The organism is Achromobacter piechaudii NBRC 102461 (assembly GCF_001571245.1).
Lineage (GTDB): Bacteria > Pseudomonadota > Gammaproteobacteria > Burkholderiales > Burkholderiaceae_B > Achromobacter > Achromobacter piechaudii.
This window is the reverse complement of record NZ_BCTK01000016.1, coordinates 99,572-115,180: the sequence shown is the minus strand read 5'-3', so window position 1 is coordinate 115,180 and position 15,609 is coordinate 99,572. Positions and strand designations below refer to the sequence as shown.

Annotated in this window: 11 protein-coding genes, 1 tRNA gene and 1 pseudogene; 2 read left to right on the top strand and 11 right to left on the bottom strand. The window is 59.2% G+C overall.

From position 1 onward, the window contains the following. Both API01S_RS28105 and API01S_RS28100 read right to left on the bottom strand, forming a co-directional pair. Positions 1–867, bottom strand: a pseudogene (locus tag API01S_RS28105) (hypothetical protein); the annotation flags it as partial. Then, positions 864–1,130 (bottom strand): hypothetical protein, encoded by a 267-nt coding sequence (locus API01S_RS28100; RefSeq protein WP_050731054.1) that lies wholly within the window; start codon positions 1,128–1,130, stop codon positions 864–866. The gene API01S_RS28100 and the pseudogene API01S_RS28105, both read right to left, overlap by 4 nt. A 787-nt stretch (positions 1,131–1,917) precedes the next feature. Here API01S_RS28100 and API01S_RS28095 point away from each other — a divergent pair. Both API01S_RS28095 and API01S_RS28090 read left to right on the top strand, forming a co-directional pair. Next, on the top strand, positions 1,918–2,580 hold the full coding sequence (locus API01S_RS28095; RefSeq protein WP_050731069.1) for an SOS response-associated peptidase: 663 nt from the start codon (positions 1,918–1,920) through the stop codon (positions 2,578–2,580). A gap of 48 nt (positions 2,581–2,628) precedes the next feature. Further along, complete coding sequence (locus tag API01S_RS28090) at positions 2,629–2,922, top strand: hypothetical protein (RefSeq protein ID WP_006218668.1); 294 nt, start codon at positions 2,629–2,631, stop codon at positions 2,920–2,922. 723 nt (positions 2,923–3,645) lie between these two features. On the opposite strand, the gene API01S_RS28080 is transcribed toward API01S_RS28090, so the two are convergent. From API01S_RS28080 to API01S_RS28040, 9 genes are all read right to left on the bottom strand, one after another. Continuing rightward, on the bottom strand, positions 3,646–3,849 hold the full coding sequence (locus API01S_RS28080; protein ID WP_174544694.1) for a cold-shock protein: 204 nt from the start codon (positions 3,847–3,849) through the stop codon (positions 3,646–3,648). 824 nt (positions 3,850–4,673) lie between these two features. Continuing rightward, positions 4,674–5,069, bottom strand: a complete 396-nt coding sequence (locus API01S_RS28075) for a lysozyme (RefSeq protein ID WP_050731053.1) — start codon at positions 5,067–5,069, stop codon at positions 4,674–4,676. Between the two features lie 249 nt (positions 5,070–5,318). Further along, on the bottom strand, positions 5,319–6,509 hold the full coding sequence (locus API01S_RS28070; RefSeq protein ID WP_082306189.1) for an acyltransferase family protein: 1,191 nt from the start codon (positions 6,507–6,509) through the stop codon (positions 5,319–5,321). A 1,242-nt stretch (positions 6,510–7,751) separates the two neighbouring features. Continuing rightward, positions 7,752–7,830: transfer RNA gene (locus API01S_RS28065), tRNA-Ile, on the bottom strand. A 9-nt stretch (positions 7,831–7,839) separates the two neighbouring features. Continuing rightward, a complete protein-coding gene (gene rpoD / locus API01S_RS28060) occupies positions 7,840–10,116 on the bottom strand; it encodes an RNA polymerase sigma factor RpoD (RefSeq protein WP_039883078.1) in 2,277 nt (758 codons plus the stop codon). Between the two features lie 880 nt (positions 10,117–10,996). After that, positions 10,997–13,063 (bottom strand): DNA primase, encoded by a 2,067-nt coding sequence (gene dnaG, locus API01S_RS28055; protein ID WP_006218593.1) that lies wholly within the window; start codon positions 13,061–13,063, stop codon positions 10,997–10,999. A 19-nt stretch (positions 13,064–13,082) separates the two neighbouring features. Then, positions 13,083–13,295 (bottom strand): 30S ribosomal protein S21, encoded by a 213-nt coding sequence (gene rpsU, locus API01S_RS28050; RefSeq protein ID WP_006218592.1) that lies wholly within the window; start codon positions 13,293–13,295, stop codon positions 13,083–13,085. 386 nt (positions 13,296–13,681) lie between these two features. Then, positions 13,682–14,224, bottom strand: a complete 543-nt coding sequence (locus API01S_RS28045) for a phosphoribosyltransferase (RefSeq protein WP_006218591.1) — start codon at positions 14,222–14,224, stop codon at positions 13,682–13,684. Between the two features lie 81 nt (positions 14,225–14,305). Then, a complete protein-coding gene (locus tag API01S_RS28040; RefSeq protein WP_006218590.1) occupies positions 14,306–15,601 on the bottom strand; it encodes an adenylosuccinate synthase in 1,296 nt (431 codons plus the stop codon). Positions 15,602–15,609 lie beyond the last annotated feature (8 nt).

The following is a 15,609-nucleotide window of genomic DNA, read 5'->3' as shown; positions in this document are numbered from 1 at the left end:
GCCTATCCATCGATTCGATCGCAGCGCATGGAACGACTGTGTATCCAACGCGCCCCAGCGGCCGTCCGGGCCAAGCCAGGTGGTACCACGACGACGCAATTCGTGCCGTTTCAACGGGCATCGGCGACTGACCGGCCACGCATTGCGACGCGTTGCGTGTCGCGGTTTCAGAAACGGGTAGCGCTCGGCGGCCAGTTCCACTGCGGGACGCAGGCCCTCCTTACGCGTGGCGATATTGCGCTGGATAAATCCGGGCCAGGCGTCTGACAACAGTTCCAGCGACAGGCCGGCCTGACGCGCGGCGTGGCCGAAGTCGGTTTCGACCATATTGGCTTCCAGCACCTTGCGCATGATGCGATCGCGCGAGGCGGATAGCCCCGCCATTGCCGACGCCGCTGCGGACTTCAGTACGTCGTGCACCGCGCGGTCATGCTGCGCGAATGCGGCCGCCAGTTGTGACGGAGCATCCGACGACGCTTGCCCGGATCGATAAGCAAGCGCCATGTCCGCACCAAAAAGCATGGCGATCAGGCTCGCAGGAGGATTGCCGCGCGAGCTTTGCGTGTGCAACGCACGACCGTACTGCGCGGCCGCCGCCAGCGTGACCAGATGCGCCATAGCCACCTGATGCGCAATATGGCTGCGGTTGACGTAGGCAATGGTATTGAGCGTGCGCGCCTGCTCAAGCGCGCCGCTGTACGCCGCCGCGTCAGCCGCGTGGGCCAGGCGCACCCGGCCTTCCGCGGTTTGGCCCAGGTTATAAAGCACGACCAAGGATGCCACTGCCACGGACATGACTACCATGCCAAGCACTAAGGCCTGACCATGCTGCATTGTGAGTGGCGCGCGGATGGGCGGCGTGCTCACTTCGCGTCCGAGGCGTTGCCAGTAAAGGACTTGAGTGACCGCGCCTTGGCCTGCGCGCCAGCCTTCTGAGCGGCCTGCTGCGCCGCACGTGTTTGCGTGCCTCCATCTTCGCCGGCAAGCTCGCGCGCCATTGCCGCCGTTTGCGACCGCACGACTTGTCCGAAATACTGATAGACAGCAATGGCCGCCACCGCCACCAACGCCACAACAACGACGTACTCGGTCATGCCTTGGCCCAGCTGACGCTTTCGATTGCTCCACATTTTTGGTCTCCCCCGCGATGAACGTAGGCCTCAGTGTCGGCGTGGCGCAGGGGGGCCACAATTCGTACATGCCGAGGTGGGCAAATGTGTCACTCGCCCTCGTTCGCTCCCGCAAATACCAAGGGACGCGCAACCAAAAAAAACCTGCGCGCCTATCAGCTACGCAGGATCTCGGGCGGCCGCCCGCCACGGGTCGGAATCTTGTAAACCGCTAATATTTCTGGGGTTTTCCCTATTGCCGCGTAGCTACCCCAGCAGTAGATTTGAGTTGCCGGGCTGTCTGACACCCATCGCGTGCGAAGCCGGGCAGGAGCGCCTCAGACTCATCTTGAGCTGGGGCGCTCTTCCATTTGTGGCGTTGGTTCTGGCAGATTTCCTGCCCTAGGGATGGCGTCACTTTATCCATCGCAGCCGTGTCGCCCCAAGCTGACTAACTCCGGCTCCAGCCTGCGTTGGGGTCGTTTTTGTCATGCAGATGGTCCCAATCCGTTCCGCAGACACCGCAGGTGTAGGCCACTTGCCGTGCGCCGCGCGATGCATTCGCATGCGCCCGTACCTCACCCAATTTGATCAAACTCTCGTGACCGGGCTCCCCGCGTTTGTGGAGAACAATGGCTTCGCAGCTGGCGCAGACCTCCATGACCCTTCCCCTATGGATACGTGTGGGCTGAATATAAAAAAACAATCTGCACCGAAGCTCAACAATTCTCACGTATGCGCAGATCCAGGAATGCAGCAGGTCGACGCTCCTATACTGGCTTGGCTGATTTCCTGGAAGGCGAGGCCCATGTGCTCTCACTATCAGACGCTGAAAGATGCCGAGTTGCTCCTGCAGAAATTTGGGGTTCGCGCGCCTGCGCAGGCCGGCAGATACGATATGTGGCCACGCTATCAAGGCCTCTTCGTGCGCCGGCCGTCCGAAAGAGAATCCGGCGACGATGCGGTGCCAGAACGCGAAGCGGTCGTGGGCCGTTGGGGCCTCATCGCGGCGGCTACGCGCCCAGACGCCCAAGACAAAGCCGCCAAATTGTCCACCTTCAACGCGCGTAGTGAGACCGCCGCAAGATCATTCACTTTCGGCCACGCGTGGCGTCAAGCACAGCGCTGCATCATCCCGGCCGATGCCATCTTTGAGCCAGATTGGAGATCGGGAGTCGCCGTGCCGACCCGATTCAGTCGAGCCGACGGAATGCCATTGGGTATCGCCGGTCTATGGGACCGCTGGCGCGATGCCACGGGTCAAGTCCAGGAAAGCTACACAATGCTGACCATCAACGCCGACAACGACCCTGTGTTCGGTTGCTATCACCGGCCGAATGAGGAAAAGCGGATGGTCGTCGTCCTGGCAGAAGGGGCGTATCAAGAGTGGTTGACTGCTCCACCGGAAGTGACGCGTGAGCTCTTATGCCCCTATCCTTCCCAAAAACTTATTGCCGTCCCCATGAAATGACCCCGTTTCTGGTGGAATATACTGGATATACAAACAGTATTTTCCGCCATGACGTTCAAAGCCCCCCTCACCCTTGATGACCTTCGCACCATCCGCGAACGTCAACCCTGGAACTCCGATGTGATCTCGCTGCTGTGGGAGGTCAAGCGGTTGCGCTCCATCGTCCTGCGCGCCTACCAGCTCTCGGGCGACTTCAAGCGCCCGGCCGGCGTGACGGGGGACCTCTACGACGATTTCCTGAAAGACCTATGCAACGAGCCCTGTGTGCTGGAACGGGACCACTTGGCTGCCTCGTTGCTGGAGACGCCCGATAAGCTCAGAAAAGGGATGGCACCGCGGTAAATACGCAACGGTGATGACGTGAAGATCTATGCATTAGACCGTCAATCGGTCCTACATACGGGCTTGTTAGCGCACAAATGCAGTTTCCGTGGTTAGAGTGCTTGCATGAACCACTGGCCCCACCTCCATTTCCCGCCCGAGCAATTCTGGGCGCTTTCCGAAGCCAACAGAGAGCTTTGCCTCGCGATGATCCGCGCGTTCTGCGAGGAGATAGCGCTGCAAGAACAAATCGGGATGCGAACGCCCCCGGACGAGTAGTTTCCGAGGTCACTCACCCGCAAGCTTCGCTTTGAGCAATCACCCGTCCTTGAAAAGGCGACAGCGCGTCTCCCCGCGCTATGAATGAGGCGGTGAAAGCGACGCTTGCGCCGCAGCACCCTTAAAAATGCGAACGCCCCGACATACGTCGAGGCCGCCGCTCATCCCTGGAAGCCGCTTCGGCAATGCGTGTCGCCGAGCGGTGCCGGGCCTGTCCTGACCCATGTACCGGAGGGCGCTACCAGTAGCTGCTGTCCGGCCTGTTTCGCCGATCTCGGCTTTGTCTTCACAAACCCGGACAAGTCGCGGCGAGCACGGAGGCCTTGGAATGGCCTCCTGCAAAGTCCACGTAGCGCCTCATAGCTGAGGCGTCCCCAAAACGAAAGGGCCGAATCCACTGTTTCAATGGATTCGGCCCTGCAACTTGCGACCCCGTTGCCTACATGACAGTAGGCAACCCAGGTATTAGATCGGTTTGATCATGGTCGCTTGAGGACCTTTCTGGCCCTGGCCGGCGACAAACGACACGCGCTGGTTCTCTTCAAGAGATTTGTGCCCGTCACCCTGAATTTCCGAGTAATGCGCGAAGAGGTCTTTACCACCCAGTTCCGGCGAAATAAAGCCGTAGCCCTTGTCGTTGTTGAACCACTTCACGATACCAGTTTCTATCTTCAATGTAAGTCCTAGATGTACAGGGAAAAAATATTCCCAGGGCCACTATGGGTGAACAGCCGCCATAAAGATATCGCTGTTTCTCAATGACACATCCTTTGCTGATTTCATGGCAGGAAGGCGAGGAATTGAACCGTGTGCCACGGGTTTGGCTCCTTCGATCGGACACACTTAAGGACACAGCGCCTGCCGGAAACGAAACAGCAGCCATTGCTGGCGGCTGTAGATGCCTAGAACTCCTAGGGCTTTCGTCCTGGCTAGCGCACGTCTGTGCCCCAATCGACAGTTGCAATTCACACCGACTGGCTTGGTCGACGTCGCTCCTCTGATCGCCCTCCGATTGAATGTACAAGATCATGGCGAGTTCCTGGAGAGGAGCGACCAGATCATCCTCGACTCTAAGGTGTGAACTCCCCGGACGGAGAGGGCAATCGAAGATCAGATTCACGTGCAAACTAAGATCCCCTTCCCCCCCAAGCGAGACGGTAATCATCTCATCGTATTACTGGGGAATCATCGTCCTAAAGAATCTGGCAGCGCCGGTATTGCCTCCCCGCATATTTCGGTGAGCGCTGAAGGCCCAGTGAGAGCCCCGCTCGCAATCTCGATAAGGGCTAACGAAAGCCTGATCGACTACAGAGCCGGACTTGCGCATTCCCCCATAAGCCCATTCGGCATTGGTGATCCGTTCTTTGATCTGGCCAGCTTCGGCCACTCGCCGCTCCAAAAGGTCGCGCCGCCTGCCACGATTACGCCTACCACCAGCGCCATGGCGTAACCCTTCCCGCCGGTCAGCGCTGTAGACCGACTCATGTGTCCACCTACCTGCACGTGGCCAGACCTGGCAGCGCCACCAACACGTCGCCCTTCCAGCCCTTCACCCAGCGGTCCAGTGCCGCGCAGCAGCCGGCTTGGTCGCCAATGTTGAACTTGCGCCACATGGTGAACTCGATCAGGTTGCTGGCTCCCAGCTTGTAGGTGAAGTCGATGAGCGCGGCGCGCTGCCAGTCGTTCAACTGAACAGTGATCAGTAGGCGCACCACCCGGACAGCAATGGCCAAATCGGCGTCGCGCCAAGCATCGCGCTCCGCATCGGTGTAGATCCGCTTCGGGTCGATGTCGGGGCCGGTATGTCCATTGCACACCGTCAGGACGCCGACAGGGTCAATGTACGGCTTGAAGCGCGCCTTTCCCGGCTCGAAATGTGTGACCAGCACACCTGCAATGGCGAGCTATCCCGCGCAGGCCCCCGCAATCAACTTGCGCTTCAGGCGGTCCAATATCATTTTCGAATCCCCGTCACCGCCGCCACAGCGCTTTGCTCCCTTTGCACGACGCGCCCGTGCAGGGACTTGATGAATGCATCGACAGATGCCCGTCAGACACAGTCTTTCCTTTGAAGCGACAACATCGCGCCCCTAAAGATGTAAAACAACCGCAGAGGCTGGTTTTATTTAGTCCCGACTTCAGCCGCTCGGCGCCAGATCTTCCGTGGACTTTTTAGATTTCGACGAAGACTCCCGTGCCGGGAAAATTCGTTTGGCGAGCTTGATGCAGGGTTCATCTACTAGGCGTGTAAATACGATGGCTACCAAGATCGTAGTTGGGAAAGCGATTACAAATGACATCGCGGCGGCAGCAATCCGGCCAAATCCAAGATAGGCCACGAACCACAGATACGAGCCGCAAGCCACACTTAAGATGATCGGAAGATGGACGAGATACAGCGAATACGAGATCCGCCCCAGAAACTGAACGAGGCCAAACCTCAATAAGGCCGAGAACGCGCCGGATTTGACGGCATATACAAGCAGGGCTGCCCCGACGACGGCAGACACCCCGTTTCGGTCTGGCGCAGCAACCGGAATATATTCGAGCCACCTGTACAACCAAGAGCTGTCTATTCCGCCGAGGTATAAGCCAATCACCGCCAGCGAGTACAGCGCGCCGCGACGCTTTAACGCCGGAACATCATTCAAGTGAGTTCCAAGCAAAAATGCGAGATACGCGACCCACTCGCCGGGTGCGAACGATACTGTGAGGATGACGTAGATCGTCGCCCCGACCACTTGACTGCGCCGACACAGTGTGAGGCAACGATATGACAAGATAAGCAGAGAGCCGATGAACTCGATCCGCATGGTCCAGAACACGGGGTTATATGAAACTTCCCCACGGAAAATCGCCCCGAACAGCCCTTCTCTGACAGCCTGGAAAAAATTCGGCGTGACGTTCCACATACCTTTTAGCCACGCGGAAGATGTCATGGCGGCGACATCGACCGAGTGATAAAGCCCCAGGCTCATGAGACCGAAAGCGAACAGCGCGCTCCCAAGAACTGGTCCTGCCAAGCGAAAATACCGGCGAGCAGCCAAGGACCGGGCGATCGATACATCCTGCCTTTCGACCAAGCTCTTCGTGAGAACGTAGCCACTTAGGACGAAGAATATTGAGACCGAGAAGCTGCCGTTCCACAGCACGGAAAGTCCGGGCGTGGCCAAGATGCTCTCCACACGGCCGTAGATAGCTCCCGGCGCTGCGACCCAAGCGAAGTAGTGGGTCAAGGCAGCGGGAAAGAACGCCAGGATCAAATGAGAGACCACAACACTAACAGCAGCTAGCCCCCTAAGTCCGTCCGCACTGGCGTCTTTTGCCACCCTTTCACCCCTCTGATGTGGCTCGCATTATATAGGTAGCGCAAGGTCTATTTGAACAGGGAAAACTTGGGCATCTGGTGCAACAATTCGCTGACGCTCGGGATGGTGACAGACTCGTCATCCTTGAAACTCAGCAGCGCATTTTCCGTTTCCCACACTGAACTACGCCAAGCGCGCAACGCCGGCGCCTCCTGGAACTTCGGAATAGTAGGCTCATCAGCACAGCTAATTGCCTCATTGTTGCCCGCGTAGCCAAGCGCTTGCGCCTGAACGTCGATGGTTTCTGAACCATGCCGGTCTGTTGGCTTTGATCTGATTCTTGGTTAGCGGTTGGCGCACAAGTGCCATGCTTGGCTTCCCTTGAGGGGAGTGGCGCTTAGTGAAACAGGTCGTCTTGGGAAGCAGATAGAACAGGACCTCTTGTGCTCGGTTTTCGATAAGTCGCCAGTGCTGCGGGCGCAGATTAAACCACTCCACGTAACGCGGTACATCCGTTGGCGAATGGGGAAAGCGGCGGACTGGTTCCGCGAAATAGGCCAGCCAGTGCCGCCAGACATCGGCCGCGTGCGCGCCAACCGAGAAATCGCACTCATCAGCGGCGACTTCAACTATGCCCGCTAGATCTGTCTGACCGCGTGGCGAACCCGGCCCAAGGCGTGCGAACGAACAAGGAGCGCGGCCGCGACACCTATGTCGAAGACAACATCTATGCGCAGGTCAGGGAAGCCGCAGACGAGCCGCTACGAGGCGCCATGGACTTGGGCTGCGCGAAGGCATCCTGCACGTCCGCCAGAGCGAAACGGGCCAAAAGCTGCGCATCGAAATTACAGGGGAACTTGCCCAGGTGGTTGACCGGATCCAGGCCAGAAAAACACGTTGCCGCGCTGAGTACAAAGTGGTCAGCCTGTACTTGGTGATGACGGAATTTGGGCTGCCGTTGAGCGCAGGCGCGCTGCGTGGTGGGTTCGATATGGCCTGGCAAGCAGCCGGCCTCTTCAAGTCAGCATTCCAGTTCCGAGACCTGCGCGCCAAGGCCGGCACCGACAGACTTAGTCGGCGGGCGACACCAGACAGGCGCAAAACAAGCTCGACCACGACTCTCTCGCGACCACCGAGAGGTACGCCTGTCGCCGAAAAACAGCGACAGGTCGGCACCCAAGCGGTGAACTGGATTGCGGAAAAGTCTCAGGATTCCGGAAAACAAAACGGGCCTCGGATTGCTCCGAGACCCGCATGTTTACTTGGTAGGCCCCCCGAGAGTCGAACTCGGCACCAACGGATTATGAGTCCGCTGCTCTAACCAGGCATGAGCTAGAGGCCCTGAAAACGATTACTGCCCTTCCAGGAAGCTCTTCAGCTTATCGGCCCGGCTGGGGTGACGCAGCTTGCGCAGCGCTTTAGCCTCTATTTGGCGAATGCGCTCACGCGTGACGTCGAACTGCTTGCCCACTTCTTCCAGGGTCTGGTCGGTGCTCATTTCGATACCGAAACGCATACGCAGAACCTTGGCTTCACGCGGGGTGAGAGAGTCTAGCACTTCCTTGACCACATCACGCATGGAACCATGCAAAGCCGCGTCCGAAGGCGCCAGGGTCGACGTGTCTTCGATGAAATCGCCCAGATGCGAATCATCGTCGTCACCGATCGGCGTTTCCATGGAGATCGGTTCTTTGGCGATCTTCAGGATCTTGCGGATCTTGTCCTCGGGCATGTCCATCTTCTGCGCCAGCGTCGCGGGATCCGGCTCGGCGCCAGTTTCCTGCAGGATCTGACGGCTGATCCGGTTCATCTTGTTGATCGTTTCGATCATGTGAACCGGAATACGGATGGTGCGCGCCTGGTCGGCGATGGAACGCGTGATGGCCTGACGGATCCACCACGTTGCGTAGGTCGAAAACTTGTAGCCGCGACGGTACTCGAACTTGTCCACGGCCTTCATCAGGCCGATGTTGCCTTCCTGAATCAGATCCAGGAACTGCAGGCCACGGTTCGTGTACTTCTTGGCGATCGAGATCACCAGACGCAGGTTGGCCTCGGTCATTTCACGCTTGGCTTTGCGAGCCTTGGCTTCGCCCGTCGCCATGCGCTTGTTGACGTCCTTCAGATCCTTCAGCGGAAGCACGACGCGCGTTTGCAGGTCGATCAGCTTTTGCTGCAATTCCTGCACGGCGGGAATCTGGCGCTCCAGCGTTTCGGCGTACGGATGGCCAGCGGCGACCTCGTCGACAACCCACTGCAGGTTGGTTTCGTTGCCCGGGAAGACCTTGATGAAATGCGTACGCGGCATGCCGGCGCGGTCCACACACGTGTGCAGGACGGCGCGTTCCAGTTGGCGAACTTCTTCAACCTGGTTGCGCAGCGTGTCGGCCAGCTTCTCGACCATCTTCGCCGTGAAGCGGATGCCCATCAGCTCGTTCTGGATGGATTCCTGGGCGCGCACGTAGATGTCCGACTTGTAGCCGTCCTTCTCGTACGACAGACGCATCTTGTCGAACTGCTTGCCCACTTCGTCGAACTTGGCCAGCGCCTTCACGCGCAGGTCTTCCAGCTGCTTGCTGGACATGCCGCCCGCGGGGCCGTCATCGCTTTCGTCTTCGTCGGCGGTGACGCCGGCGCCGGCGTATTCTTCGCCGTCTTCCGGATCGACCAGGCCATCGACGACTTCGTCAATCTGCGCCTGACCTTCCCGCACGCGCAGGATGTGGGCCAGGATTTCGTTGATGGTGGTCGGGCAGGCCGAGATGGCCATGACCATGTGCTTCAGGCCGTCTTCGATACGCTTGGCGATTTCAATTTCGCCTTCGCGCGTCAGCAGCTCGACGGAACCCATTTCGCGCATGTACATACGCACGGGGTCGGTCGTCCGGCCGAAGTCGGAGTCCACGGTCGTCAGGGCGGCTTCCGCTTCGTCCTCGACGTCATCGTCGTTGGACGCAACCGGGGCGTTCTCGCTCATCAACAGCGTTTCGGCGTCGGGGGCCTGGTCGTAGACCGCGATACCCATGTCGCTGAACGTGCTGATGATGCCGTCGATGGCTTCGGCGTCGACCAGATCGTCAGGCAGATGGTCGTTGATTTCGCCGTACGTCAGGTAGCCGCGGTCCTTACCCAGCTTGATCAGCTGCTTCAGGCGATTGCGGCGTGCTTCGTATTCTTCGGGCGTAACGGGACCGCGGGCGATCAGATCCTTGGGATCAGCCTTGCCACGCTTGCCGCCGCGCTTGGGCGGCTTCAAGTCGGGCAGCACTTCGCCTTCGCCGTCCATCGTATCGTCGAAGCCGTCGGAATCGTTATTGGCATTCTTGGCCGGGCGGCCGGGGCGGCGACCGCTGGGCACCGGGCCCGAACGCACGGGGCTGCCACCCACCAGGTCGGCGAGCTTGTCCTCAGCCTTCTTGGCGCGAGCCTTGGTCACTTTTTCGGGCTTGTCAGCCGCGGCCGTCTTGGTTGCCTTCTTGGCAGCCGTCTTGGCGGCGGGCTTGGCGACCTTCACCGCCGTTTTGGCGGGCGCTTTTTCCGCCGCCATGCTTACGGCGCGCTTGGCCGCAGGGGCCTTGAGTTCAGCCGCATCAATTGCAGAGGAGGATTTGCCGGTGGATTTGGTCATAGTCGCTTCCGTGGTCGTCGCAACCCGTTTGGGCATGTTGCACCGCGCTGGCCCGCACTGGACGGTGGCCCAGCGCGACGCAGATACGGGTAAAACAGATAAACCGGCCAAGATCACGCGGCTGCGTTGTTCGCAGCGCCAGCTCTTGCGAGCCCGCTCGGCGCCTTGCCGGTGCAATACCGTTATGGCGCTTAACGTGCATAACCTCATCCTGCGACGGATTCCGGGCGTTGGGGGGGCTGCCTGCCTATAAATAGGCTTTGCTTGCTTATGGGGACCATTGCCCCTAGCAGCTATGTAGACACAGCACCCAGACCACTAACGCTACGCAAAAATTCTCGCCGCTGAACTGCCTGATTCACCGCTCAGCCGTCGGTTATCCGCCGACGGCCATAAAACTACTTGAATGATGTACTTAAGTGTTCGTCACTACGTCTTTTGCACTACTTCTTTTTCAACACATCAACTGCACTACATTTTTCAGTGCTGACATTGCGGCGCATTGCACATCCACCGCCCTGCCTTACTACATAATCAACCTCAACTCGCCGCGCCCGCCCGACTACAGCAGCGACGCACTCCTATTAGATTGAACAGGCCAAAATTGATTCCACTGGCTTTAATACATTCTTGTACGCCGCCGTGCCGTGAGATGCGGGCGCGAAAATTCAGAAATTATTCAGGAATCTTCACTCAGCAAACCACGGGGAATAACATGCAACGAATTTGCTAGAGAAGGCGTCACATTGCTTCGCCCCCCAGTCATCAGCCCCTTCGTCTTACATGCATCTTTCATGCATCTCCCATGCTTCTTCCACGCAGTCTTCGATGCGCCATCCTCGTAGCCGCGACCAGAGGACAACCTTCGATTTTAGCGCATTTAGCGTATCCCAGCACCTTTCAGCACCGCCAACCTGCTGGACAACTCCAGATAACGTTTTCGCGCCTCTTCCGTCGCTAGGCCAGTGGCCGCCAACTTGGACATTTCCAGCTTGGCCGAGTCGAATTCAATGCGACGCAATGCGTCGTCCCACTCGGTCTGGGGGTCAGGCAAATCTTCCTGGGACAGGATATCCGCGCGTAGCCCCTTGAGGACGGTCGCCAGATCTGAATCCGGCTCCGCGGCTTCCAGCAATGCCCCGACATGGCGCGCACCACTGGATTGGGCCAGCATGATCAAGTCCCTTACCAAACCTAGATGGGGGCCATGGTCGATGACTTCAAGCTGCTGATCGCCCATGGAGTCCACAAGTTCAGGGTGTGCCAGCAAAAGCCCCAACAGGCGCTTGGCCAGGGACGGCATCGTGCGGCGCCCTTCGAAGCCGCCCACATCGTTGTCCCGGCGCCCTTTCCAGTTGCCCTTGCCACCCCCCTTCCAATCGCTCTTGCCCTTCCAATCGCCCTTACTCTTCCACTCGGGCTTTCCGCCGCTGCGTTGACCAGCCGGGGCGCCGGAATCCCCACCGGACGATGGGAAGTGGCCGTAATCGGCATAGTCCGGCTCATCGGCGGGAATATCCTGGAAATCATGGCCGGCAAAGTCATATCCCATGTCGGGATGACCACCCTCAGTATCCGGCCCCGAATATCCCGACGCACCACCCGCGTCGCCAGCGGCTGCCTTCGCAGCAGCGGGCTGCGCAAAAGGCTTGGCGGGCTGCTGCGCCAGAATCTGCGACATTTCTTCGGGCGTAAGCTGCACCAGCTTGGCCATTTCACGCTCGATCTGGACGCGCAACGCGCATTCCGGAATCGCCGCCAGCAAGGGCTTGGCTTCGTGCAGGCAGCTGGCCCGTCCTTCCGCTTCATTCATGTTGTGCCGCGAGGCCAGCTCGTCAAGCAAGAAGCGGGACAACGCAACCGCGTCGCTCAAGCAAGCGCGAAAGGCCTCGGCGCCCAATTCACGCACATACGAATCCGGATCGTGCTCGGTAGGCAGGAAGAGGAAACGTATCGCGATATCGTCACGCAAGACGGGAAGACAGGCTTGCAAGGCACGCCAGGCGGCACGCCGACCCGCGCCATCGCCGTCAAAACTGAATATCACTTTGTCGCTTGCGCGCAGCAGCTTCTTGACGTGGTCGGGCGTCGTGGCCGTACCCAGCGTGGCGACCGCATTGGCGATGCCTTGCTGCGCCAGCCCGACCACGTCCATGTACCCTTCGACCACGATCACCTGGCCTTCCTGACGGATGGCTAGTCGCGCTTCCCACAAGCCGTACAGCTCATGGCCTTTCGAAAACAGCGGCGTTTCGGGCGAATTCAGGTACTTGGGCTCGCCCTTGCCGATGATGCGGCCGCCAAATCCGATGAGACTGCCTCGCGCATTGCGAATCGGGAACATGACTCGCTCGCGGAAGCGGTCATAGCGGCGCCCGTCCTCGGACTCGATGACCAGGCCCGATTCCACCAGCGTGGGATCTTCGTAATTCGGAAAGACTTGCGACAGACCGTGGCGATCGGTGCCCGACCACCCCAAACCAAAATGCGCGGCGATTTCGCCCGTCAGCCCGCGCTGCTTCAGATAGCGGATCGCTGCCGGCGAGGCGCGCAACTGCTTCAGATAGTGCGCCTGGGCAGCATCGAGCACCTGCGTATGGCGCGACTCTTCGGCGCGACGGCGCGCGGATTCCTGCTGCTGGCGGGGGCTTCGGTTTTCTTCGGGGACCGTCATTCCCGCCGAAGCCGCGAGCGTGCGCACGGCTTCGGGGAAACTGGTGCCCGTATGTTCCATCAGGAAAGTGATGGCGCTGCCATGTGCTCCACAGCCGAAGCAGTGATAGAACTGCTTGGTGGGGCTGACAGTGAAAGACGGACTTTTTTCGTTATGAAAGGGGCACAGGCCAAGCAAGTTGGCCCCACCCTTTCGCAACTGCACATATCGCCCGACTACGTCGACAACGTCGACTCGGGCGAGTAGATCCTGGATGAATGATTCTGGAATCAATAGATTCGGGAATCAAAAATCAATACAGGCGCGGGGGCAGTTGTTGGCTACGAATGCGCTTGTAGTGGCGCTTCACGGCGGCGGCGTGCTTGCGCTTGCGCTCGGCCGTGGGCTTCTCATAGAACTCGCGCGAACGCAGCTCGGTGAGCAAACCGGTCTTTTCGATGGTGCGCTTGAAGCGGCGCAGAGCGGCTTCAAACGGTTCGTTTTCCTTCAGTCGAACGATAGGCATAAAGTGATTGGCCTGCTTGTAGGGTAACAAAAGTTGATGACAAACCTGGCTTGCTTACCAGCAACGCTGCGCGGGTCCAGGTCCGCGATAACCGCGGAACGAGGAACTTTGAAAGCGCAACCCAAGTTCTCGAAAAACGACGTAGCGGGAAAACATGCAGTGCTGCCTTGGCAGTACCGATGCGTACCCACTGTTGCCCGTTTTTTACGTATTTCTCGGATTTCCGCTGGCTGTTTCCGTTACCCAAAGACTACCCAAAGAGTAACAAGCCAAGTTCGGTTTAGCGATAACCAGCGATTCTAGCATGGTCATGCACGCTTTGACTACTGGGAGGGACACTTGACGCATACGGGCGTCAAACCCCTCCCCTTGCACTGCACCTGCGATCAGCTCTTGTAACCCTTGCGAATCCAGGCTTCCAGCTGATGCGGACGCAGACTGTCGTAGTCTTCGAACGGCTGGTGGATCCAGGGATTGGTCGGCAGCTTTTCCACGTAGTAGTCGGGCGTCGCCTGGGAATGCCCTTTCCACCACAGGACAGCACTGCGCAATTCCGTGATGTCGGCAAACTGGCTCTTCAGGTGGTCGTAGACCTTGCTGAAGGTCTTGCCGGTATCAACCATGTCGTCCACCAGCAACACCCGCCCGGACAAGGTGCCGCGCGTGATGGTGATGAACTGGGCGATATCCATGTCCCCCTGCTTGGTGCCGGCGGCTTCGCGATAGCTGCTGGTGGCCAAAATGCCCAGGGGTACGTCAAAAATACGGGACATAACGTCGCCGACGCGCATGCCGCCGCGCGCCAGGCAAAGAATCTTGTCGAACTTCCATCCCGATTGGTGCACCTGCAAGGTAAGGCGCTCGATCAACCGGTTGTAATCGTCCCACGTCACCCACAGATGGCTCTCATCATTGGTCGGCGTGCTCATAGGTAAGCATCTCCTGCTTAAAGATACGAAAAGGCCGCCGCCGGTATGAGACCGGCGGCGGCCTTTGGAATAATAACCCGATCAGCCCTTCAGGGGATGACGCAGGACAATGGTTTCATTGCGGTCGGGGCCGGTCGAAACCAGATCGATCGGCACGCCGCAAACTTCGGCGACGCGCTCCAGGTAGCGACGGGCCGCTTCGGGCAGCTTGTCGTACTCGGTGATGCCGACAGTGGATTCGGACCAACCCGGCAGCTCTTCCAACACCGGCTGCGCTTGCGCAACAGCATGAGCGCCATACGGCAGCACATCACGGAATTCACCGTTGACGCGGTAGCCGACGCCCAGCTGGATCGTTTCCAGGCCATCCAGCACATCAAGCTTGGTGATGCACAAGCCGGAAATGCCATTCAGGCGAACCGAACGCTTCAGCGCGGCGCCATCGAACCAGCCGCAGCGACGCGGACGACCCGTGACCGAACCGAATTCCTTGCCGATGGTGGCCAGGCGCGTGCCGATTTCGTCGACCAATTCCGTGGGGAACGGGCCAGATCCGACGCGCGTGGTGTACGCCTTGGTGATGCCCAGGACGTAATCCAACTGCTGCGGACCCACGCCAGCGCCAGCCGACGCAGCACCTGCCACGCAATTGCTGCTGGTGACGAAGGGGTACGTGCCGTGATCGACATCCAGCAGTGCGCCTTGCGCGCCTTCGAACAGGATGCGCTTGCCTTCCTGCTGCATTGCGTACAGGTTGCTGGATACGTCCTTGACCATCGGGGCGATAGCCGGGGCCAACGCCATCGCCTGATCGCGCACTTCGTTGGCGGAAACCGCTTCGGCGCCCAAGTACTTGGTCAGCACGAAGTTGTGGTAATCCAACACCTCTGCCAGCTTCTCGTCAAACAGCGAAGGATTGAACAGGTCCTGCACGCGCAACGCGCGGCGGGCGACCTTGTCTTCGTACGCCGGACCGATGCCGCGACCGGTGGTACCGATCTTGCCTTCGCCCTTGCGCGCTTCGCGCGCCTTGTCGATGGCCACGTGATAAGGAAGGATCAGCGGGCAGATTTCGGAAATCTGCAGGCGCGAGCGCACGTCCAGACCGGCAGCTTCCAGCTCTTCGATTTCCTTGAGCAGGGCTTCCGGGGACAGCACGACGCCATTGCCGATAAAGCAGGTGACACCGGGATGCATGATGCCGGACGGGATCAGGCGAAGAATGGTCTTCTTGCCATTAATCCACAGCGTATGGCCGGCGTTGTGACCGCCCTGGAAGCGGACCACGCCTTGGACGGATTCCGCCAGCCAATCGACGATCTTGCCTTTGCCCTCGTCACCCCATTGGGTGCCGATTACGACTACGTTCTTGCTCATGTTACGAA

Coding starts and splice junctions, on each gene's coding strand:
- rpoD (WP_039883078.1), bottom strand. CDS start 10,116: ATGACCAAATCCACCGGCAAATCCTCCTCTGCAATTGATGCGGCTGAA.
- API01S_RS28100 (WP_050731054.1), bottom strand. CDS start 1,130: ATGTGGAGCAATCGAAAGCGTCAGCTGGGCCAAGGCATGACCGAGTAC.
- API01S_RS28040 (WP_006218590.1), bottom strand. CDS start 15,601: ATGAGCAAGAACGTAGTCGTAATCGGCACCCAATGGGGTGACGAGGGC.
- API01S_RS28045 (WP_006218591.1), bottom strand. CDS start 14,224: ATGAGCACGCCGACCAATGATGAGAGCCATCTGTGGGTGACGTGGGAC.
- rpsU (WP_006218592.1), bottom strand. CDS start 13,295: ATGCCTATCGTTCGACTGAAGGAAAACGAACCGTTTGAAGCCGCTCTG.
- API01S_RS28090 (WP_006218668.1), top strand. CDS start 2,629: ATGACGTTCAAAGCCCCCCTCACCCTTGATGACCTTCGCACCATCCGC.
- API01S_RS28095 (WP_050731069.1), top strand. CDS start 1,918: ATGTGCTCTCACTATCAGACGCTGAAAGATGCCGAGTTGCTCCTGCAG.